The 21606-nt window shown below is 42.4% G+C and carries 19 protein-coding genes and 1 pseudogene; 18 read left to right on the top strand and 2 right to left on the bottom strand.

The window, feature by feature from the left end; all coding sequences use genetic code 11:
- The first annotated feature begins 6 nt into the window (after positions 1-6).
- The 6 genes and pseudogenes from tsaE (at position 7) to GMD1S_RS02675 (ending at position 4864) form a co-directional block, all read left to right on the top strand.
- On the top strand, positions 7-450 hold the full coding sequence (tsaE, locus tag GMD1S_RS02700) for a tRNA (adenosine(37)-N6)-threonylcarbamoyltransferase complex ATPase subunit type 1 TsaE (protein ID WP_000556957.1): 444 nt from the start codon (positions 7-9) through the stop codon (positions 448-450).
- Positions 440-961, top strand: a complete 522-nt coding sequence (locus tag GMD1S_RS02695) for a GNAT family N-acetyltransferase (protein WP_000455519.1) — start codon at positions 440-442, stop codon at positions 959-961. Before tsaE ends, GMD1S_RS02695 begins: the two co-directional genes overlap by 11 nt.
- Before the next feature lie 4 nt (positions 962-965).
- A pseudogene (locus GMD1S_RS02690) lies at positions 966-2005 on the top strand (LCP family protein).
- Positions 2006-2077: 72 nt separating this feature from the next.
- On the top strand, positions 2078-3334 hold the full coding sequence (locus GMD1S_RS02685) for a competence/damage-inducible protein A (protein ID WP_000642673.1): 1257 nt from the start codon (positions 2078-2080) through the stop codon (positions 3332-3334).
- A gap of 54 nt (positions 3335-3388) precedes the next feature.
- Positions 3389-4540, top strand: coding sequence for a recombinase RecA (gene recA, locus GMD1S_RS02680; RefSeq protein WP_001085519.1), 1152 nt, complete (start codon positions 3389-3391; stop codon positions 4538-4540).
- A 129-nt stretch (positions 4541-4669) separates the two neighbouring features.
- Entirely contained in the window at positions 4670-4864 is a 195-nt protein-coding gene (locus tag GMD1S_RS02675; protein WP_000415528.1) for a PspC domain-containing protein, read from the top strand.
- A gap of 131 nt (positions 4865-4995) precedes the next feature.
- Here GMD1S_RS02675 and GMD1S_RS02670 read toward each other — a convergent pair whose 3' ends face one another.
- Entirely contained in the window at positions 4996-5550 is a 555-nt protein-coding gene (locus GMD1S_RS02670; RefSeq protein WP_000060281.1) for a GNAT family N-acetyltransferase, read from the bottom strand.
- Positions 5551-5659: 109 nt separating this feature from the next.
- On the opposite strand from GMD1S_RS02670, the gene GMD1S_RS02665 reads away from it, so the two are divergent.
- Both GMD1S_RS02665 and GMD1S_RS02660 read left to right on the top strand, forming a co-directional pair.
- A complete protein-coding gene (locus GMD1S_RS02665) occupies positions 5660-7030 on the top strand; it encodes an MATE family efflux transporter (protein WP_008277623.1) in 1371 nt (456 codons plus the stop codon).
- A gap of 96 nt (positions 7031-7126) precedes the next feature.
- A complete protein-coding gene (locus tag GMD1S_RS02660) occupies positions 7127-7843 on the top strand; it encodes a YebC/PmpR family DNA-binding transcriptional regulator (protein ID WP_000532894.1) in 717 nt (238 codons plus the stop codon).
- 49 nt (positions 7844-7892) lie between these two features.
- Here GMD1S_RS02660 and GMD1S_RS02655 read toward each other — a convergent pair whose 3' ends face one another.
- Positions 7893-8597, bottom strand: a complete 705-nt coding sequence (locus tag GMD1S_RS02655; protein WP_033587326.1) for a CD20-like domain-containing protein — start codon at positions 8595-8597, stop codon at positions 7893-7895.
- Between the two features lie 192 nt (positions 8598-8789).
- Between GMD1S_RS02655 and GMD1S_RS02650 the strand changes: the two genes are divergently transcribed.
- The 10 genes from GMD1S_RS02650 to GMD1S_RS02605 form a co-directional block, all read left to right on the top strand.
- The gene (locus tag GMD1S_RS02650; RefSeq protein ID WP_000360517.1) at positions 8790-9251 is read left to right on the top strand and encodes a MarR family winged helix-turn-helix transcriptional regulator; all 462 of its coding nucleotides are present in this window, start codon (positions 8790-8792) and stop codon (positions 9249-9251) included.
- Positions 9235-11004, top strand: coding sequence for an ABC transporter ATP-binding protein (locus tag GMD1S_RS02645; protein ID WP_000731794.1), 1770 nt, complete (start codon positions 9235-9237; stop codon positions 11002-11004). Before GMD1S_RS02650 ends, GMD1S_RS02645 begins: the two co-directional genes overlap by 17 nt.
- Positions 10994-12754 carry an ABC transporter ATP-binding protein gene (locus GMD1S_RS02640; protein WP_000428386.1) on the top strand — a complete coding sequence of 587 codons (1761 nt, stop codon included), beginning with the start codon at positions 10994-10996 and terminating at the stop codon, positions 12752-12754. Before GMD1S_RS02645 ends, GMD1S_RS02640 begins: the two co-directional genes overlap by 11 nt.
- 96 nt (positions 12755-12850) lie before the next feature.
- Positions 12851-13354, top strand: coding sequence for a phosphatase PAP2 family protein (locus GMD1S_RS02635; RefSeq protein ID WP_000800953.1), 504 nt, complete (start codon positions 12851-12853; stop codon positions 13352-13354).
- A gap of 113 nt (positions 13355-13467) precedes the next feature.
- On the top strand, positions 13468-13914 hold the full coding sequence (locus tag GMD1S_RS02630; protein WP_000776591.1) for a LytTR family DNA-binding domain-containing protein: 447 nt from the start codon (positions 13468-13470) through the stop codon (positions 13912-13914).
- A gap of 5 nt (positions 13915-13919) precedes the next feature.
- Positions 13920-14594 carry a LiaF transmembrane domain-containing protein gene (locus GMD1S_RS02625; protein ID WP_000725733.1) on the top strand — a complete coding sequence of 225 codons (675 nt, stop codon included), beginning with the start codon at positions 13920-13922 and terminating at the stop codon, positions 14592-14594.
- A gap of 107 nt (positions 14595-14701) precedes the next feature.
- Positions 14702-14890 carry a 50S ribosomal protein L28 gene (rpmB, locus tag GMD1S_RS02620; protein WP_001140948.1) on the top strand — a complete coding sequence of 63 codons (189 nt, stop codon included), beginning with the start codon at positions 14702-14704 and terminating at the stop codon, positions 14888-14890.
- Positions 14891-15042: 152 nt separating this feature from the next.
- Complete coding sequence (locus GMD1S_RS02615) at positions 15043-15408, top strand: Asp23/Gls24 family envelope stress response protein (RefSeq protein ID WP_000216434.1); 366 nt, start codon at positions 15043-15045, stop codon at positions 15406-15408.
- 2 nt (positions 15409-15410) lie between these two features.
- Positions 15411-17078: a DAK2 domain-containing protein gene (locus GMD1S_RS02610; protein WP_000036681.1), complete on the top strand. Its 1668-nt coding sequence runs from the start codon at positions 15411-15413 to the stop codon at positions 17076-17078.
- A gap of 176 nt (positions 17079-17254) precedes the next feature.
- On the top strand, positions 17255-21606 hold a 4352-nt coding region (locus tag GMD1S_RS02605), incomplete at its 3' end, for a YSIRK-type signal peptide-containing protein (RefSeq protein WP_008285084.1).

The following is a 21606-nucleotide window of genomic DNA, read 5'->3' as shown; positions in this document are numbered from 1 at the left end:
AGTAGCATGCACACAAAAAATGAAGAAGAGCTTCTAGCTCTCGGAGAAAGATTAGGTCATTTGCTTCAAAAAGACGATGTTCTAATCTTGACTGGAGAGTTAGGTGCGGGTAAAACAACCTTTACAAAAGGCCTTGCCAAGGGCTTGGATATCTGTCAGATGATTAAAAGTCCAACCTATACCATTGTTAGAGAGTATGAAGGGCGTTTGCCACTTTACCACTTGGATGTCTACCGTATCGAAGGGGACGCTGATTCTATTGACTTGGATGAGTTTCTCTTTGGTGGCGGTGTGACTGTTATTGAGTGGGGGCATCTTTTGGGTGAAGATTTACCAGATTCTTACTTGGAGTTGGAAATTTTGAAAGAAGCTGATGGTCGTTGTCTTCATTTTACGGCTCATGGCTCTCGGGCTGAACAACTCATCAAGGAGTTTCAAGATGGAGTATGAGTTGTGTATTCGTGAGGCAGAGATGTCAGATGCTACAGCCTTGATTGCATTTTTAGATTGTGTCGGTCAAGAGACAGACTTTACTAGCCTAGATGAAAATGGCATCATGATGACAGCTTCTGAAATGGCTCTTTTTATCGAAAAACAAGCTGCATCAGAGAATCAAATTACTCTCCTCGCCTTACTGAATGATGAGATTGCAGGAGTCTTAAATATCACAGCAGACCAACATTTAAGAGTTCGACATATCGGTGATGTTTTTCTAGCAGTTCGCAAGAAATTTTGGAACCAAGGCTTGGCGACTATACTTCTAGAAGAAGGCATCGAGTGTGCTAAAGTCAGTGGCGTCTTGCGCCGTTTGCAACTTAGTGTACAAAAACGAAACGAGGCTGCAGTCCACCTCTATTCAAAAATGGGATTTATCACAGAAGGCTTACAAGAAAGAGGAGCCTATTTAGCAGAAGGGATATTTTTAGATGTTTGTCTTATGGGCAAGCTGATAGATGAATAACAAGATGATCAAAAAATTAATTGGAATGGTGCTAGCTTTTCTAGCAGTAACAGTTGTAGGTGTAGCGGTTTATGGTTACACCATTTTCCAACAAGGAACAGCAACCTTGAGTGAAAAGACTTATAAAAAGATTGGTGAAGAAACCAACGTTATCGAAGCGACGGAGCCTCTGACCATCCTCTTGATGGGGGAGATACGGGAAATGTGGAACGTACAGACCCGTGGGCGGGAAATAGTGATTCCATGATTCTCCTGACGGTTAATCCCAAAACAAAGAAAACCACAATGATGAGTTTGGAACGGGATATTTTGACCAAGATTGAGACTGGAAACGGTCAAGTTCAGGAAGCCAAACTCAATGCGGCCTATGCTAATGGTGGTGCGGAACTTGCAATTTCTACTATTCAAAAGATGATGAATATCCACATTGACCGCTATGTGATGGTTAACATGCAGGGGCTTCAACAATTGGTGGATGCGGTTGGTGGAATTACCGTCAACAATACACTCGGTTTCCCAATTTCGATTGCTGACCAAGAGGAGTTTAATAAGATTTCTATCGGTGTTGGAGAACAAACCTTGAATGGGGAGGAAGCTCTGGTGTATTCACGGATGCGTTACCAAGACCCAGAGGGAGACTATGGTCGTCAAAAACGTCAACGTGAAGTTATTCAAAAGATCGTTGAGAAGGTTTTGAGCCTAAACAGTGTGAGTCATTATCAAGGTATCCTCAAAGCTTTGAGTGATAACATGCAGACCAATGTGGACTTGTCAGCTAAGAGCATTCCACAATTGCTCGGCTATCAAGATTCCTTCAAGAATATCGAAACGCATCAATTGCGTGGGGAAGATGCTGAGCTACAGGGAATTTCTTATCAGATTGTCACTTCAGAACATATGCTCGAAATGCAAAATCTCTTGCGTAGTTCGCTAGGTAAAGAGCCAGTGACAGAATTGGAAACCAATGCGGTACTGTACGAAACAGCCTTTGGTCGGACAGCACCTTCAACCAGTACGAACGCTTCAAACGAAGAAGCAGAATAAGAAAAGAATCAAATCGTGGGAAATTTCCTGCGATTTTTTCAAAAAAATTCGAATAGATAAGTAGGAGGAAACATGAAAGCAGAAATTATTGCTGTAGGAACAGAAATTTTAACAGGGCAGATTGTCAATACCAATGCTCAGTTTTTATCAGAGAAACTAGCCGAAATCGGGGTAGATGTCTACTTCCAAACAGCTGTTGGAGATAATGAAGCTCGTCTTTTGTCCTTGCTTGAGATTGCGAGTCAACGTAGTAATCTTGTGATTTTGACAGGGGGCTTGGGACCAACCGAGGATGATTTGACCAAACAAACCCTGGCAAAATTTTTGGGAAAAGATCTAGTGTTTGACCCTCAAGCGCAAGAGAAACTGGATATTTTCTTTGCTCATAGACCTGACTATGCTCGGACACCGAATAATGAGCGCCAAGCCCAAATTGTAGAAGGGGCGACTCCACTGCCAAATGAGACAGGTTTAGCAGTAGGAGGGGTGTCAGAAGTGGATGGCGTGACCTACGTGGTCCTCCCAGGACCACCTAGTGAATTGAAACCCATGGTCTTAAATCAACTCTTACCCAAGTTAATGACTGGTACCAAGTTATACTCACGAGTGCTCCGTTTCTTTGGAATTGGGGAGAGTCAGTTGGTGACCATTTTGGCGGATTTGATTGACCATCAAACCGATCCGACCTTGGCGCCGTATGCCAAGACGGGAGAAGTGACCTTGCGTTTGTCTACAAAAGCAGTTAGTCAAGAAAGGGCTGATCAAGCACTGGATATCTTAGAAAATCAAATCTTGAGTCGCCAAACTTTCGAGGGAATTTCTCTACGAGACATCTGTTATGGATATGGGGAAGAAACCAGTCTCGCAAGTGTCGTTGTAGAAGAGCTAAAGAAGAGACAGAAAAGCATTACTGCGGCAGAAAGCTTGACGGCAGGTCTCTTTCAAGCGACATTAGCAGACTTTTTGGGCGTCTCAGCAATCTTTAATGGCGGTTTTGTCACTTACAGCCTAGAAGAAAAGTCCAAGATGTTGGATATTTCCGAGCAAGAGCTAAAAGAACACGGGGTTGTTTCTGGGTTTACGGCTCGAAAAATGGCAGAGCAGGCACGGATCAAGACTCAGTCTGATTATGGAGTTAGTTTGACGGGTGTGGCAGGGCCAGATAGCCTAGAGGGGCATCCAGCTGGTACAGTTTTTATTGGATTGGCACATGCAAAAGGGACAGAGGTGATCAAGGCCAATATTGCAGGACGGAGTCGAGCAGATGTTCGACATATTGCGGTCATGCATGCCTTTAACCTAGTTCGCAAGGCTTTATTAAGTGACTAAATTTTGGTATAATGAAAGATAGGTCTAAGGACCAGTAGAATATAGGAGAACAAAATGGCGAAAAAACCAACAAAAAAATTAGATGAAATTGGGAAAAAATTTGGAGCAGACCGTGAAAAAGCATTGAACGATGCTCTTAAATTGATTGAGAAAGACTTTGGTAAAGGCTCAATCATGCGCTTGGGTGAGCGCGCGGAGCAAAAAGTTCAAGTGATGAGCTCAGGCTCATTGGCTCTGGACATTGCTCTTGGTTCAGGTGGTTATCCTAAAGGACGTATCATCGAAATCTATGGACCAGAATCATCTGGTAAGACAACGGTTGCCCTTCACGCTGTTGCGCAAGCACAGAAAGAAGGTGGTATTGCAGCCTTTATCGATGCGGAACATGCTCTTGACCCAGCCTATGCTGCAGCCCTTGGTGTGAACATTGACGAATTGCTCTTGTCACAACCAGACTCAGGAGAGCAAGGTCTTGAAATTGCTGGAAAATTGATTGACTCAGGTGCAGTTGACCTCGTCGTTATTGACTCAGTTGCAGCCCTTGTACCTCGTGCGGAAATTGATGGGGATATTGGAGACAGTCACGTTGGTTTGCAGGCTCGTATGATGAGCCAGGCCATGCGTAAACTCGGAGCTTCTATCAATAAAACCAAGACAATTGCCATCTTTATTAACCAGTTGCGTGAAAAAGTTGGGGTCATGTTTGGAAATCCAGAAACAACACCTGGTGGACGTGCTTTGAAATTCTACGCTTCAGTCCGTTTGGATGTTCGTGGAAGCACACAAATCAAGGGAACTGGTGACCAAAAAGATACCAATGTCGGTAAGGAAACCAAGATCAAGGTCGTGAAAAACAAGGTGGCTCCACCATTTAAGGAAGCCTTTGTTGAAATCATGTACGGAGAAGGGATTTCTAAGACTGGTGAGCTCTTGAAGATTGCAAGTGATCTCGATATCATCCAAAAAGCGGGAGCATGGTACTCTTACAAGGGTGAAAAAATCGGACAAGGATCTGAAAATGCTAAGAAATACTTGGCGGATCACCCAGAGATTTTTGATGCCATTGACCACCAAGTTCGTGTTCAATATGGCTTGATTGAAGATGAAGAAGGGACAACTCCTACCACTGTTTCGGAAGATCTAGCACCTAACCAAGAAGTAACGCTTGACCTAGGCGACGGACTTGAAATCGAAATTGAAGATTAAAAATGAAAGCGGAGAAGTCCTTCTCTGCTTTTTATGTTTAATTATTAAGTCTCCATAAGCTTCAAAAGCGTAATAAAAGAGTATTTAATCAAAAAAATTAAAACATTCTATAAAAAGGAGACTACTATAATGGAAAAACGCCTTGTTCGTAACGTACAAGACAAAAAGATTGCTGGTGTTTGTGCAGGTATCGGTGACTACTTTAACATGGACCACACACTTGTTCGTGCACTTTGGATCATCTTCACCCTACTTGGTGGTTCTGGAATCTTAGCTTATGCTGTTCTCTACTTCCTTCTTCCAGAAGGCAATGCAGAAGCTTAAGCCATAGAGAGAATAAAAGTTTATTCTGATCAGTTGAAAATAAAAAATGCATGTAATCGTAAATTACATGCATTTTTATATGTAGCTTCTATCGAAAAAGAGAGGTTCTTCACCAGATGGATAAGTCTTGTTTAATGGTCACTAAAACGACGATACTCTATATGAAAGTCAAAATAATGTTCATTCTGTAACTTTTGGAAGATGTCGCGATAGGCCTCTTCGTCAAAATGGTCGCCACGGTAAAGAATTTCAAAACTCAAACCATCGTACTCTAGAAAAGCGTTGGCTGATTTAAAGCCATTTTGGCGATAGAAGTCCATGCGGGCCTTCCTTTGCTCCAAGTTATCGCATTCTTCATCTAATCGCTCGACTTCTAGCAACATGGTTCGCTGGTAAAAATCGGTTAGTTTTTCGATAATTTCCTTTCCATACCCGTGGCTTCTCAGGTGGGGCATGATGGCAAAAAAACTGATATAGAAAGCTTTTGGGTTGGAAATAGAGAAAGCAAAGCCGACAAACTCTTCCTGGTTATAAAAGGCAAAGAAGTGGGCATCATCTCGGTCCTGATAGCGCAAGAACTCAGACAGAGGGACTCGTTCTTCTTCAGGGAAAGCTTCCTTGTTTAGCTTTTCAACCTTATCCAGATCGGGAAATACATCGGTAATTAATTGACTGGTCAAACTCATAAATGACCTCCTTTTCTTGATTATAGCAAATTGTCTCTCTGTAAGCAATTGATTGCAAACTTAGTGACAGAGTCTTGTCGCTCCATTAGAAAGCTGATATAATAGCTTTATGAATAAGAAACGATCCGTGGACTTGATACATGGTCCCATTCTTCCTGCGCTGTTAAGCTTTGCCTTTCCAATCTTGCTGTCAAATATTTTCCAACAGCTTTATAATACAGCTGACGTCTTGATTGTTGGGCGTTTTCTTGGTCAAGATTCTTTGGCTGCAGTAGGGGCGACAACTGCCATTTTTGATTTGATTATAGGTTTTACGCTTGGTGTTGGCAATGGGATGGGGATCGTCATTGCCCGCTATTATGGGGCTCGTAATTTTACTAAAATTAAAGAAGCAGTAGCAGCAACTTGGATTTTAGGTGCTCTTTTGAGCATTGTGGTCATGCTGATGGGCTTTGTCGGTCTGTATCCACTCTTGCAATATTTAGATACCCCTGCAGAAATCCTTCCTCAATCCTATCAATATATTTCTATGATTGTGACTTGTGTCAGTGTCAGCTTTGCCTATAATCTTTTTGCAGGCTTGTTGCGGTCTATTGGTGACAGTCTAGCAGCCCTTGGATTCCTGATTTTTTCTGCTTTGGTCAATGTGGTTCTGGATCTCTATTTCATTACGCAACTGCAACTGGGTGTTCAATCTGCGGGACTTGCTACCATTATCTCACAAGGGTTGTCAGCGCTTCTTTGCTTTTATTATATCCGCAAAAGCGTTCCAGAACTCTTGCCACAGTTTAAACATTTCAAATGGGACAAGAGCTTGTACGCGGATCTCTTGGAGCAAGGTTTGGCTATGGGCTTGATGAGTTCGATTGTGTCTATTGGTAGTGTGATTTTACAGTCTTCTGTCAATACCTTTGGCGCAGTGATTATTAGTGCCCAAACAGCGGCACGACGCATTATGGCCTTTGCTCTGCTTCCGATGACGGCCGTTTCTTCTGCCATGACGACCTTTGCCTCTCAGAATCTCGGTGCGAAACGACCAGACCGCATTGTTCAAGGTCTTCGAATCGGCAGTCGACTGAGCATGTCTTGGGCAGGTTTTGTCTGTATCTTTCTCTTTTTTGCTAGTCCGACCTTGATTTCCTTCTTGGCCAGTTCGACAGATACTTACTTGGTAGAAAATGGTAGTCTTTACCTGCAAATCAGTTCAGTCTTTTATCCGATTTTGAGTCTCTTGTTGATTTATCGCAATTGCTTGCAGGGCTTGGGGCAAAAAGTCCTTCCTCTAGTTTCCAGCTTTATAGAACTAATCGGGAAAATTGTTTTTGTAGTTTTGATTATCCCTTGGGCAGGCTATAGGGGAGTTATCCTTTGTGAACCCCTTATCTGGGTTGCCATGACCACCCAACTGTACTTTTCACTTTTCCGCCATCCCCTGATAAAAGAAGGCAAGGCAATCTTGGCAGCCAAAGGACAATCCTAGCTGGATTTGCTGAATAAAATCCATTTCCTCTAGTGAAAATCGAAAAAACTTGTGTTATAATAAGAAAGATTAAAATGTGAAAAAAGGAGATTCCTAATGGGACGTAAATGGGCCAATATCGTAGCCAAGAAAACGGCTAAAGATGGAGCTAACTCTAAAGTATATGCAAAATTTGGTGTAGAAATCTATGTAGCAGCTAAAAAAGGTGATCCAGACCCAGAATCAAACACTGCTTTGAAATTCGTTATCGACCGTGCGAAACAAGCCCAAGTGCCAAAACACGTTATCGATAAAGCGATTGATAAAGCAAAAGGAAACACAGACGAAACCTTTACAGAAGGACGTTACGAAGGTTTTGGACCAAATGGTTCTATGTTGATTGTGGATACCTTGACTTCAAACGTCAACCGTACCGCAGCCAATGTCCGTGCAGCTTTTGGTAAAAACGGCGGAAACATGGGTGCTTCAGGTTCAGTTTCATACCTCTTTGATAACAAGGGTGTGATCGTATTTGCGGGTGAGGACGCTGATGCAGTCTTTGAGCAATTGCTAGAAGCAGATGTGGATGTGGACGATGTAGAAGCAGAAGAAGGAACAATCACTGTTTACACAGCTCCAACAGACCTTCACAAGGCTATCGTTGCCCTTCGTGAGTCTGGTATCGAAGAATTCCAAGTGACTGAATTGGAAATGATTCCTCAGTCTGAAGTGGAATTGTCAGGCGAAGACCTTGAAACCTTTGAAAAACTTTACAGCGTTCTTGAGGACGACGAAGACGTACAAAAGATCTACACAAACGTAGATGGATTCTAATAGAAAAACGAACAGTTTTACTAGCTGTTCGTTTTTTTGATATTTGAACTTAGACTCTGGTTTCAGAATCGTTTTGTTTCTTGCTTTTTTCTAGACCTAGACCGACTGCATGTTTTTGGACGAGCAAGAGCTGCCCATTGTCATCTTTTGCAAAAGTTAAGGTAACAGTCTTGATCTTGTCACCAATGGAGATATAGGTGATTTTTCTCGTATCATAGCCTCCGATAGTGGAGTCAAACTCGGAGTCTGGTAGTCCGTGTTTTTTGATAATATCCTTGTAGTTGGTACCACCTTTTCCTTTGTTATCAAGGTCACCTTCGATTAAGGCGTCGAACTGTTCCTGGGTCCAGGTGAAGTTATCGTCTTCTTCCTCCTCTGGGATGGAATAGGCGCTATCATCTGTCAAGTCGCTTTCTTCTTCGCGCTCCATTGAGGCACTTGCCTCGCTGTAGGAACGGTTAAACTCCCTGATAAACTCTTTGTAGACATTAGCGTACAGTACTTGGGTCGTAAAGAAAAGTACAACAGAAGCAACTGCGAGGGATGTTCCGATAATGGCCATGGTTTTCCGTTTTTTGAGATTGACGATAAGGCCGATAATCCCCAAGATAAATGCGACAATGGCGATGAAAAATGATAGATAGTTAATAAATGGAATCCAGGACCCTAAAAGTGCGATGGCTCCAAAAATGGTTGCTAAGATTCCTAAAACTCGTTGTTCTTCTGGTTTCATTTGAACGTTTTCTCCCTTCATCGAGTGAATGGATTTCTATCCACAGTAGTTAGTGCTTATTATAGAAAAAATATTGCCTAATGTCAATTTAAACTAAAATAGTTCTCTTGGAAACTTTTTTCTTGACATCTTTTCTGAAAATGATAAAATAGTTCTCATGGGAACTTAAATAGTTCTTGTGAGAACTATATTTATCGTAAGAAAGGAGCAATCATGGACAAGCCGATGTTAATGTTCAAACGTTTTGGACACCAGCTTCATCTGATGGTACAGAAAGAAGCTAAGCGATGTGGCATTGAATTTATGGGTGGACCGCAAGGGCAGGTTCTGCGTTTTTTAGATCATTGTGAACAAAAAGAGGAATTGGTCTTGATTAAGGATATCGAGCAGGAACTCAATATTACCAAATCTGTGGCGAGTAATCTAGTCAAGCGTATGGTGCAAAATGGTTTGGTTGAGCTAGAGGCCAGCCCGAGCGATAAGCGGGCAAAATTTGTTCGCCTGACGGAGAAATCGCGTTCGCAGATGCAAAAAGTTAAGGCTTTTTTTGATCGGATCGATCAGAGTCTGCTAGAGGGGGTTTCAAAGTCAGACTTGGCAATCTTTGAAAAGGTTCTCGGTCAGTTGCAAGAAAATGTTGAGAAGATAGGAGGAGAGAATGAAGAAACTCGCTAAACGTATTACAGGAAAAGAGTGGGGAATGATCATCCTTACGATTCTGTTCACTTGTTTCTCGGTCTATCTAGAGTTAGAGGTACCGACCTATATTTCACAAATTACAGAGTTACTCGGAACGTCTGGAACGCAGTTGGGTGAACTCTGGTCACCAGCTGCGAAGATGATTGGTTTGTCTTTATTGGCTTTCTTTTCATCTGTTATGGTGGGTTTCTTTGCTGCTCGTGTTGCAGCATCCTATACAACCCATCTACGTAGAGACGTATTTCATCGCGTTTTAGATTTTTCACAGACAGAGATCAAGCGCTTTTCAATCCCAAGTCTTTTGACTCGGACGACCAATGATATTACCCAGGTACAGATGCTCTTTACCATGGGCTTGCAAGTGGTTACTCGTGGGCCGATTATGGCTATCTGGGCCATTGGAAAAATCCTTGGGAAATCGGAATACTGGCTCTGGGCGGTCGTTGTGGCTGTTATTGTCAATGTCTTGATGACCACTGTTCTTATGACTCTGGCCTTTCCAAAACAATCTGTTATCCAAAAATTGACAGATAAACTCAATAGCATCACTCGTGAAAGCTTGACTGGGATTCGAGTTGTTCGCGCATACAATGCCGAAGATTACCAAGATGAAAAATTCGAAGCAGCCAACGATGAGGTAACACGTCTCAATCTCTTTGTCAATCGATTGATGGCCATTATGAACCCGATTATGATGGCGATTTCCAGTGGACTAAGTTTAGCTATTTACTGGATTGGTGCCTACATTATCAACGATGCAAGTTTGGCAGAACGTCTGCCACTCTTTAGTGATATGGTGGTCTTCATGTCCTATGCTATGCAGGTCGTGATGGGATTCCTTCTCATGGGAGCACTCTTTATTGTTCTTCCTCGTACCTTGGTTTCGGCAGGACGTATCAATCAAGTATTGGATCTGCATTCTTCTATTGAAAATCCTAGTCATACACAGACAGCGGATCCTTCAGTTCAAGGACAAGTGGAATTCCGCGATGTAACCTTCCGCTACTCTAAAAACTCAGAAGCAGTCGTGGAACATGTCACTTTCAAAGCAGAAGCGGGTCAAACCGTAGCCTTCATCGGATCGACTGGATCAGGTAAGTCTACGCTTGTCAACCTCTTGCCACGTTTTTACGACGTTTCAGATGGACAAATCCTAGTGGACGGAGTTAATGTGCAAGATTACGATTTGGAAGATTTGCGCAATAAGGTCGGCTATATCCCTCAAAAAGCAGTCCTCTTCTCAGGAGATGTCAAGGGGAACTTGGACTTTGGTAAGAGCAAAGAAACTCCTCTAAGCGAAGCTGCTATGTGGCAATCCTTGGAATTGGCCCAGTCTAAAAGCTTCATCGAAGACAAGGAAGCAGGTCTTGCATCAGAAGTGGCTCAAGGCGGAACCAACTTCTCAGGAGGTCAAAGACAGCGTTTAGCCATTGCGCGTGCCTTGGCTCGTAAACCAGAGATTCTCATCTTTGATGATTCCTTCTCAGCCTTGGACTACAAGACAGATCGTGTCCTTCGCCAAGAGCTAGCTGAGAAAACAAAATCCATGACCAAGCTCATCGTAGCGCAACGGATTTCTACCATTATGGACGCCGACCTGATCTTAGTTTTGGATCAAGGTAAAGTCGTGGGACAAGGCACCCACAAGGAACTTCTTGCAACCAACGAAGTCTACCAAGAAATTGCCTACTCACAACTATCGAAGGAGGAATTGGAACATGGAAAATAAAAAAGTTTCGGTCTGGAAACAGTGCAAACCTTATATGGCAGGCCTCCAACTTCCTCTCCTAATAGCAGTTGTGGCTGCAGTCATTTCAAGCATCATTACCGTTTATGGTCCAACTAAGATTAAAGAAATTACTAACTTGATTTCAGATGGCTTGGCTACAGAAATCGACTTGGTAGCTGTGTCAAACATTGCTGGATTTTTGGTTGTCCTATATGTGTTTGGAGCTATCCTTAATTATACACAGGCCTATATATTTTCAACGAGTATCCAACATTTTTCAAAACGCTTGCGGACGGCTATCGCTGAAAAAATCAATCGTTTGCCACTTGGCTATTTTGACCGTCATTCACAAGGAGACACCCTTTCGCGCGTGACCAATGATGTGGATACAGCAGCGCAATCTCTCAACCAAAGTCTAGGGACAGTTCTTTCAGCTAGTTTCTTGTTGATTGCTGTCTTGGTGACCATGTTTGGGATGAACTGGATTTTAGCTCTCGTAACAGTGGTCTCTACGCTTGTTGGTTTTGCGGCGGTTTCCGTAATCATGGCCAAGTCACAGGGTTATTTTAAAGCCCAACAAAATAATCTAGCAGCCGTCAATGGTTATGTGGAAGAGATGTACTCTGGCCATAATGTAGTGACCAGCTACAACGCAGTGGACACCTCCAAAGCGAGATTTGCAGGGTTAAACCAAGACTTGCATGACAGTATCTGGAAATCTCAGTTTATCTCTGGTATCATGATGCCAGCCATGTTCTTTGTTGGGAACTTTAGTTATGTCTTAGTCATCATCGTTGGTGCCGCGCTGGCGTTAGAAGGGCATATCACGATAGGGATTATCGTAGCCTTTATGGTTTACGTACGGACCTTCTCCCAACCTCTGTCACAGATTGCCCAAGGGATTACGAGCCTGCAACAAGCGAGTGCAGCCATGACTCGTGTATTAGAATTTCTAGCTGAAGCAGAGATGCAAGATGAATCTCGTAAGGAAAGACAATTGAGCAACATGAAAGGGGAAGTAGTCTTTGATCATGTGTCCTTTGGATATACACCAGAGCGCACCATTATCCATGACTTTTCTGCGACAGCTCATGCAGGTCAGAAGGTTGCTATTGTTGGACCGACTGGGGCTGGGAAGACAACCATTGTCAATCTTTTGATGAAGTTCTATGAGCTAGATAAGGGAAGTATCCGTATCGATGGTGTCGATACCAAGGACATGAAGCGTTCGGAAGTACACGATGCCTTTTCAATGGTCTTGCAGGATACTTGGCTCTTTGAAGGAACCATTCGAGAGAACCTGATCTATAATCAGACAGACATCAGTGATGAACGAATGATAGAAGCTAGCAAGGCAGTGGGAATCCACCACTTTATCATGACTTTGCCAGATGGCTACGATACTGTTTTGGATGACACCGTGACCTTGTCTGTTGGACAGAAACAGCTCTTGACCATTGCTCGTGCCCTTCTCAAAGATGCACCGCTCTTGATTTTGGATGAAGCGACATCTTCAGTCGACACACGTACAGAGGAGTTGATTCAAAAAGCTATGGACCGTTTGATGGAAGGACGCACATCCTTTGTCATCGCCCACCGCTTGTCAACTATTCGTAATGCCGATTTGATTCTTGTCATGAAAGATGGCAATATCATCGAGCAAGGCAATCATGAGGAACTAATGGCGCAAGGTGGCTTCTACGCTGACTTGTACAATAGTCAATTTACAGAAGACGAAGCAGAAGAATAAATCAAAAGAAGGCTTGACGGCCTTCTTTTTCTGCACTATACTAGAAGATAAACGTCTCACCTGTAGACGAAAACAAGGTAATGAATGAGAAATTTAATGAAAAATTATCAAGAATGGTATAGCAACCTTAGCTCCAAACTAACTAGCCATCCCACCCTTTTATTTCTATTGCTTAATTTCAATCGTTTGATGACAGTCGCCATGCCCTTGGTCTATCTGACTTTGCTAGTCATCACTTGCCTGCAACTAGGACTTGGTCAGCAGGTTGGGGTTTATGTGCTTATTCCTGCATCAGGCTTTGTGATCTTGTCCCTTTTTCGTAAGAAAATCAACCACCCGCGGCCTTATGAAACTTGGGATATCTGTCCCCTGCTTGAAAAAGATAGCTCGGGACAGTCGATGCCCAGTCGCCATGTTTTTTCGGCAACTATCATCTCCATGGCCTGTCTGCATGCTAGTCTACCTGTTGGCTTAGCATGCTTGCTCTTCTCAGCTTTGCTGGGCTTGGTGAGGGTTTTAGGGGGCGTTCATTATCCCAAGGATGTCTTGGTTGGCTATGCTTGTGGTCTGGTGTGGGGATTCCTTTTCTTCCTATTCTGACATGTAAGTTAAGCTAGTCCTACAACCACTTACTGCTTCAAATTGACCACTTGCTTTTTTGCCCTTGTATTCCTAACTTAGCTTTGATATAGTAGAGTCAGAAAGGAGATGTGATGAAGTTACGAATTGAGATTGATGGCAATTTAGAGGAGACTGAAATTGTCATCAAGACCCCCACTTTGACAGATGAAATTGCAGATTTGCAACGACTTTTGCAAGAGTCAAAGGCTCCGAGGTTGACTTTTTACAAGGGGACAGGTGAATATTATCTAGACCTGTCAGAAATTCTCTTCTTTGAAACAGAAGGGAGTAAGATTTATGCTCATAACCAGAAGGAAGCCTATGAAGTTCGCCTCAAGCTCTATGAGTTGGAGTCCATCTTACCTCGCTATTTCAGTCGAGTGTCCAAGTCAACGATCGCAAACATCCGTCAGATTTACTCAGTGGATAAGTCCTTTTCAGGAACGGGCACCATTTCCTTTTATCAGACGCACAAGGAGGTTCATGTCTCACGACATTACCAATCCCTCCTAAAAGAAAATCTAAGAAACATGAGGTAAAAAACATGAAAAAGAAAGCATTTGGTATTGTTTTATTGGTTTTAGCAGCTTGGATCTTGCTGCAAGGGAATTTTGGAATTCCTTCTTTGGATGGCAAGATATGGCCTTTGATTGGTATCGCCTTTTTTGCTTACCAATCAGTTGAAGCTTTGCTTCGTCGTCATCTAACATCAGCAGTTTTTACCGCTCTAGTAGCCTTAATGATTGCGAATCATTTTTATAACATTCTTCCTATTCCAAACCAGTCTTTGTTTTGGGCTAGTATCTTAGCAGTGCTAGGTGTTGGTTATCTGACGCATTCAAGTAAGTTCTGGAATGAAAAAAAATGGTGGTACGATGGGAAAAAAACAGTCGTCACGGATAAGGAAGTCGCTTTTGGTAGCGGGACCTTCTATAAGCAAGATCAAGATCTCGTAGATGACCAAGTGGAAGTCGCTTTTGGGGATGCTAAAATCTACTATGATAATGCAGAGATGCTAGGTGATTTTGCGACTTTAAATATTGAAGTGGCCTTCGGGAATGCAACCGTCTATGTTCCGCAACACTGGCGTGTCGATTTGAAAGTAGAAACCTCCTTTGGTGCAGCTAAGGCAGATGCTCCTGTAGCACCAACCAGCAAAACCTTGATTATCCGCGGGGAAGTCGCTTTTGGTAAACTTGGAGTTGTTTACGTTAAATAAAAAAAAGTCTCCGAATTTCCTTGCCAAAATAGAGAAAGTGTGATAACATAGTACGGTATGTGGTGCTAGCACATCCGCTATATTAGATCTAATAGGAGGAAAACACAATGGCTAAAGTATGTTACTTTACAGGTCGTAAGACTGTATCAGGAAACAACCGTTCACACGCGATGAACCAAACAAAACGTGCCGTAAAACCAAACCTTCAAAAAGTTACTGTTCTTATCGATGGTAAACCTAAAAAAGTTTGGGCTTCAGCTCGTGCTTTGAAATCAGGTAAAGTTGAACGCGTTTAATAAAAATGAAAAGACCTAACTGGTCTTTTTCTTTTGCTCTAAGGATAAAATCATTTGAAAAATAGAGTAAATATCCGCCGATACAGCATTCTGCTTTTACACTTGGGCTGAAATATGATAAAATAGAGTATCAACTAGTTGAGGTAAAAAAAATGACTGTAAAAATTAATACAAAAGATGGTCAAATCGAACTGACAGATGAAGTGATTGCAACCGTAGTAGGTGGTGCCGCAACTGAGATTTTTGGTGTGGTCGGTATGGCTAGTAAAAATGCCCTCAAAGACAATTTCCAAGCCCTTCTTGGTAAGGAAAATTATTCTAAGGGTGTTGTTATAAAAGCAGCCGAAGATGGTAGCATTGCAGTTGATGTTTATACCGTATTGAGCTACGGAGTAAAGATAAGCGAAGTGTCAAAAAACATTCAAGAGCGTGTTCGTTTTAGTTTAGAAAATCAACTAGGAATTACTGCTCAGACTGTGAATGTCTACATTCAAAATATCAAAGTTGTAGGAGAATAATCGTGTCAAAAATTACTACCAGTTTATTCCAAGAGATGGTGCAGGCTGCATCAACTCGTTTGAATAAGCAAGCAGAATATGTCAATTCATTAAACGTCTTTCCAGTTCCAGATGGAGATACTGGGACAAACATGGGAATGACCATTGAGAATGGTGCGAAAGAAGTAGCAGACAAGCCTGCTTCTACAGTTGGAGAAGTAGCGAGCATTCTTGCTAAAGGACTCTTGATGGGTGCGCGTGGGAACTCAGGGGTTATCACTTCTCAGCTCTTCCGTGGCTTCTCTCAGGCTATCAAGGAAAAAGATGAATTAACAGGTCAAGACTTGGCTCTTGCCTTCCAATCCGGTGTCGAAGTAGCTTATAAAGCGGTTATGAAACCAGTTGAAGGGACCATTTTGACTGTTTCTCGTGGAGCGGCTATTGGGGCTAAGAAAAAAGCCGAGGAGACAGATGATGCTGTTGAGGTCATGCGTGCAGCCTTGGAAGGTGCAAAAGCAGCTTTGGCTAAGACACCAGAAATGCTTCCAGTCCTTAAGGAAGTTGGTGTGGTAGACTCAGGTGGTCAAGGTTTGGTCTTCATCTACGAAGGATTCCTTTCAGCTCTTACTGGTGAATACAGTGCTTCTGAAGACTTTGTAGCGACTCCTGCCAACATGAGTGAAATGATTAATGCAGAGCACCATAAGTCTGTGGCTGGACATGTTGCAACTGAGGATATTACCTTTGGTTACTGTACAGAGATTATGGTAGCCCTCAAACAAGGTCCAACTTATTCTAAGGACTTTGACTATGATGAATTCCGTAACTACTTGAATGACTTAGGCGACTCTCTACTTGTTGTCAATGATGATGAAATCGTCAAAGTTCACGTCCATACAGAAGATCCAGGTCTTGTCATGCAAGAAGGTCTCAAATATGGTAGCTTGATTAAGGTAAAAGTGGACAACATGCGTAACCAACACGAGGCGCAAGTTGAAAAAGAAGCAACTCAAGGAAACAAGCCTGCTGAAACAAAAGAGTATGCCCTTATCGCAGTAGTAGCTGGTCAAGGTTTAGCAGATATCTTCCGTGCCCAAGGTGTGGATTATGTTATCGAAGGCGGGCAGACGATGAACCCTTCAACAGAAGACTTTATCAAGGCTGTTGAACAGGTCAATGCTCGCAACATCATCTTCTTGCCAAACAACAAAAATATCTTTATGGCAGCTCAGTCTGCGGCTGAAGTGCTTGAACAACCTGCTGTTGTGGTAGAAGCGCGTACAATTCCTCAAGGGTTGACCAGCCTTCTTGCCTTTGATCCAAGCAAATCAATCGAAGAAAACAAAGAACGCATGACTGCAGCCCTCGGTGATGTCATCAGCGGTAGTGTAACGACTGCCGTTCGTGATACAACTATCGATGGATTAGCAATTCATGAAAATGACAATCTTGGTATGGTCGATGGGAAAATCCTCGTGTCAAATCCTGACATGCACCAAACCTTGACTGAAACTTTGAAACATATGTTGGACGAAGATAGTGAAATCGTGACTTTCTATGTCGGTGAAGACGGAAGCGAAGAACTTGCCAATGAAATTGCCCAAGAAATCGCAGAAGAATTCGGAGATGTTGAAGTAGAGATTCACCAAGGTCAACAACCCGTATATCCATATCTTTTCAGTGTGGAATAATCGTGAAAATTAAATGAAAACAACAGAAGGAAGCTGGTTTTACAGCTTCCTTTTTCTATGCAAATGGAGTTATAAAGAAATTTATGTAGAAATGAACATTCTATTGGAAATTCTATTTACTATAAGTTATAATGATAAAGCTGTTATGTTAGATTAAGTATGAATATAAAGGAGAAATGATGAAGAAAAAATTTTTTAATCAATCTTTTTCCCGCTTTTCAATTAGAAAGTTAAGTGTTGGGACCTGTTCGGTATTGCTAGGAACCTTTATGGTGATGGCTACTTCTCCGGTGCAAGCAGATGAAGCTCAAGTCAACAATAAGGAACAACAAACGCAGGCAGAAATTCAACAAAAGGAAAAAAGTGCTGAGAATGGGCCGGAAGTCATTTCTGAGCCTCAAAAAGAATTGACACAGAACGAAGCGGTTAAGGAGCTGGAGGATAAAGCTGAACCGTCCAAAACAGAAGTATCTTCACCAGTCGCTCAGAGCCAACCAGTTTCTCAAGTTGACAATATCAAGGAAGCGAGTCAGCCTTCTTTAGATGAGGAGAAAAAGCAATCTATAGAATCAACTCAAACTGAGCAGAAAAGCAAGGAAGAAAGTGGCTCTAGCGGGAAAACTTCTTCTAGGCGCAAGAGATCGCTAGATGAAGTCAATGCTGCATTTCAAGCTCATTCGCCAATCAAGGATATCCATGCGGTAGATAGTGTCCGTGAATCCTTGACTTTTAGTATTACTGGGCATGAAGCAGACTATTCTGGTGGGTATATTAAAATTCATTTCCAAAATGGGAAGGCTATTAAATTGACCCCTTCTCCAGTCGGTGGTGTAAAGTTTAGCCAAGAAAAAGCGAATGGGGATCTTGATTTAAAGATAGAACCTGCGAATCTGAGAGGTGGGGCAAACTATAACTTCGTCTATACTTTTCAGATAGATCCTTTGACGCAGAATTGGGGAGGCGCTGTCCAAGCCCTTGGACCAGACCATAAGGTGACCGCAACTGCTAAGCTCTATGACAAAAATGGCAATGTCCTCAAAGAACTTGGAAGCATTGAACACACATGGAAAGTCTTAGAAAACGGTGTAGGTGGTCTGACACCAATGTCTAACAATCAGGTCATTGGCTATGATCGAGACAACGATGGTATCGTTGACGATGGTTCGTCGGTTGTGTCTTTCTACCTATTTAATGGTGCGAAAGATCCTAAGAATAATACGGCAAGAAATGATTATTTCAACTATGGAAATGGTGTCTTTGATGGTCGTATGATCAATGGTATGGGGATTAGTGATGTCGGGGGACATATCATTGATCCTGTCACTTCTTATACCTATAATGTAGATCTAAAAGAAGGTTATGAATTGACAGATGAAGCCAAAGCTTTGGGATGGACTGCCGATGCGACGGGTTACCATCTGACCATTAACAGAGCTAACAATCCGCTTCAAGATATCAATAACAATAAAAATAAGCTCATTCCAATTTCTTTTAAGTTAAAGAATGCCAAAGTAGCAGATATCAATAGAAAAGCGCAAAACCTAACTGTGACAGGTATCTATACAAAAGCAGATGGGACTAGTTATCAAAATACGGCCGTTCTTCCCTATACTCTCTTTGTTCAAAAAACAGATCAGCCAGAGTCTTCTCTCTTCGAATATAGACACTATAATCAGTCTGACTCGGAGATAATTCGTTCCTATGGTGAAACAGAATACCGTTCTTATGTTCGACTCTCATCAGTCGCTGAGGTTGAAAAAGATTATCCTATCAATGACTACACGGTCACCCATAGAATACAAGACCCACGAGAGTCTTATCGAGAAGTCAATGCGATTGAGGAGCGTTATTGGAATGAATTTTTCTCTTCACCGGATGCATCTGTAGAAGTATACAATAAAGCTACAGGTGAGTTGTTAGGGACTTTTAATAGTAACACTCGTAGCCTACGACTGACGGAAGAGCAAGATGTGAAGGAACTGGAGTACAAGTTTAAAAATATCAAGATGAGGAAGTCCTCAACAAATGATACATCAATGTTTGTTTTCCAGACCAAAACACGTTTTAATAATTGGGAAAGTCTCTATAAAGATTCGACAATCAGTAAGTTGGATTCTAGAACGGATTTCACATTTAACAATACTGGTAACACTGTTTCCTTATCTCAAACGGCCTCAGCTGAATTAACACGCGTTAGCCAGCAAATTTCGATGGTTGGACGCCGTCGGACAGATGTCTTTAATCGACACACAGATGCTTCTGGTTTTAAAGAAGATTTTATCACAAGGACTGCGGGTAAAGAAACTCCTACCCAGAACTTCGCAAACTTGACAGGAGTTTACCATCTGGCTTATTTGGCTGATCCACAATTAAACTTTAGTGGGAATCCTAATTTTAAGGTCTATTATAATTACAAAGATACTGGGAAAACTCTCTACTATGCCCAAGTAAAGGGGACTCCAGACTCCCCTATGCCTGCAACACTTTTGAAGTTAGAAAACAAGACGATTCCAAATGGGACCTACACCTATAAAGCGATTGCTTTTTGGGACGAGGAACTTCCTGACGTTCAAGCTCAGAATGGTTATGACTTGGGGGAGCTAGATGGGATTACAGTTACCTCGAAAAATTCAGTTTCTTATGACTTCGATGTGATCGTACAGGCTTCTGAAGCGAGTGGTGTCTACTCTGAAGTGAAGAGAGCTACAAATCAACACTTTGCCTATAATACTCAAGAACATTATCCTGGTGATGAGATTGATTTCAGAGTGACCTATAAAAACGCAGCGAAACAGCCTGTTTCAGACGTTTATGTTTTGTCATCCTTGCCGATGAAAGGTGATAAACAGCTAGAATCCAGAAATCGTGGCTCTGAATTTACAGTGAGTTTGACAAAAGCTCTAACACCACCTTCAGGCTGGGAAGTTCAATATAGTCGCACTGCGGGCACTGCTGCGGAAATTAATGCTTCACAATGGCTCACAGCAGATCAAGTGTCGGATTGGTCAGAGATTCGTGCAGTTCGTTGGCATTCGACTGCTCCGGTTGCTGCTGGAAGTAGGGTTCAATTTCCTATCAATGGAGCAGTTATCGGGCAAGATACTGCCCCAGGTGCTACGGCTTATCTTTCTTCGGCATTGGCAAATGGCAGTTCCAAGTACACTGAGTCCAATAATGTTTCAATCCAAATGTCTACCAAACTGTCATCTGCAAGTTTTACCTTTGTGGATGTAAATGATCCATCTAAGGAAGTACAACTAGGACAGGTAGACACAGTTGTAGGCAAACCTAATGGACCAATTTCTTATGATCCTGATCGTCGAATTAAGGAATTAGAAGATGCAGGATATGAACTGATTAGTAACGATTTTACAGATCATAACTTTGGTGACTTGGCTAGCCCAAGACAATTCAAGTTTCAGTTTAGACATAAGATTACAGAACTAACCGAAACTGTTCGTGGAACTCGTGAAATTAATTATGAGTATTACAGAAAAGCAAAAAATCCTGATTTATCGCTTCTTCCTCCCAGACATGTAGAATCCCATTCGTTTACTCGAACCAAGAGAATCGATCAGGTTTTGGCAAAAATGCATCCAAATGATGCGACAGCAGGTGTGACATACTCAGCCTGGTCTGCAGACCAAACTTGGTCTCAAGTGATTTCGCCTGAAATTCCTGGCTATTACCCAGGTGAAGATATTGACGCAAATACATTGTCGGGAGATGAGGCTCTTGATCAATATTGGATTAGTGCGATAAATCCGAGCGATGAAGAGTTGGAAAAAGAATTCTCTTGGGATAGGTTGGTGTATTATGTTCCGCTTCCAGTTGTACCTTCAGCAAGTGCAGCGAAATCTAAAGGCTTTCAAGGGCAGAAGCAGGCAGCGACGATTCAATTTGATGAGGATAGAGCAAGCGAGAGCGAGGTCCACTTTACAAAAGGGACAACAACCATTAATGGAGCAAAGAAATCCGTTGAACTAGTCCAAAGTAGTGTCTTTCTTTATGATGAGAATGGACAAAAGGTAACTTCGCTAACCATTGCCGACCAAGGGACGTACGATTTAGATCTTGTAAATAAAACAATTGTCTTTACTCCACTGAAAACCTTCTATGGTCCGGCAACTCCAGTTCGAGTTGGAGTGGTGGATAAAAATGGGGAGTCGGCTGTAACGACCTATACCCCAGTTGTTGAGAAAGTAACTCCGACTGGTTCAGGTGATAAGACAGAAGGACTTCAAGGTCAAGTCCAAGAAGGTAAAGTGACCTTCACGCCAGGTCATGACTCAGTTCCATTCCCAGCTGATTCAACTCCACTATTTGACAACGGTACAACTGTGAAGGAAGTGCCAAATGTTGGTAAGTTTGAAGTGGACGCAGAAGGCAAAGTGACCTTCACTCCGGACAAGCAGTTCAAGGGTGAAACACCAGAACTTGAATTGACTCGTGTTGATGCCAACGGAACTCCAGTTACTGTCAAGTACCAAGCGGTGGTGAAAGAAGTAACCCCAACCAGCACTAACGC

The organism is Streptococcus sp. GMD1S (assembly GCF_000296875.1).
Taxonomy (GTDB): Bacteria; Bacillota; Bacilli; order Lactobacillales; family Streptococcaceae; genus Streptococcus.
This window is presented reverse-complemented; position numbering and strand designations above follow the sequence as displayed.

Bases quoted from the DNA above. Each gene is read 5' to 3' on its own strand.
- tsaE (WP_000556957.1), top strand. From the start codon at position 7: ATGCACACAAAAAATGAAGAAGAGCTTCTAGCTCTCGGAGAAAGATTA.
- GMD1S_RS02695 (WP_000455519.1), top strand. From the start codon at position 440: ATGGAGTATGAGTTGTGTATTCGTGAGGCAGAGATGTCAGATGCTACA.
- GMD1S_RS02685 (WP_000642673.1), top strand. From the start codon at position 2,078: ATGAAAGCAGAAATTATTGCTGTAGGAACAGAAATTTTAACAGGGCAG.
- recA (WP_001085519.1), top strand. From the start codon at position 3,389: ATGGCGAAAAAACCAACAAAAAAATTAGATGAAATTGGGAAAAAATTT.
- GMD1S_RS02675 (WP_000415528.1), top strand. From the start codon at position 4,670: ATGGAAAAACGCCTTGTTCGTAACGTACAAGACAAAAAGATTGCTGGT.
- GMD1S_RS02670 (WP_000060281.1), bottom strand. From the start codon at position 5,550: ATGAGTTTGACCAGTCAATTAATTACCGATGTATTTCCCGATCTGGAT.
- GMD1S_RS02665 (WP_008277623.1), top strand. From the start codon at position 5,660: ATGAATAAGAAACGATCCGTGGACTTGATACATGGTCCCATTCTTCCT.
- GMD1S_RS02660 (WP_000532894.1), top strand. From the start codon at position 7,127: ATGGGACGTAAATGGGCCAATATCGTAGCCAAGAAAACGGCTAAAGAT.
- GMD1S_RS02655 (WP_033587326.1), bottom strand. From the start codon at position 8,597: ATGAAGGGAGAAAACGTTCAAATGAAACCAGAAGAACAACGAGTTTTA.
- GMD1S_RS02650 (WP_000360517.1), top strand. From the start codon at position 8,790: ATGGACAAGCCGATGTTAATGTTCAAACGTTTTGGACACCAGCTTCAT.
- GMD1S_RS02645 (WP_000731794.1), top strand. From the start codon at position 9,235: ATGAAGAAACTCGCTAAACGTATTACAGGAAAAGAGTGGGGAATGATC.
- GMD1S_RS02640 (WP_000428386.1), top strand. From the start codon at position 10,994: ATGGAAAATAAAAAAGTTTCGGTCTGGAAACAGTGCAAACCTTATATG.
- GMD1S_RS02635 (WP_000800953.1), top strand. From the start codon at position 12,851: ATGAAAAATTATCAAGAATGGTATAGCAACCTTAGCTCCAAACTAACT.
- GMD1S_RS02630 (WP_000776591.1), top strand. From the start codon at position 13,468: ATGAAGTTACGAATTGAGATTGATGGCAATTTAGAGGAGACTGAAATT.
- GMD1S_RS02625 (WP_000725733.1), top strand. From the start codon at position 13,920: ATGAAAAAGAAAGCATTTGGTATTGTTTTATTGGTTTTAGCAGCTTGG.
- rpmB (WP_001140948.1), top strand. From the start codon at position 14,702: ATGGCTAAAGTATGTTACTTTACAGGTCGTAAGACTGTATCAGGAAAC.
- GMD1S_RS02615 (WP_000216434.1), top strand. From the start codon at position 15,043: ATGACTGTAAAAATTAATACAAAAGATGGTCAAATCGAACTGACAGAT.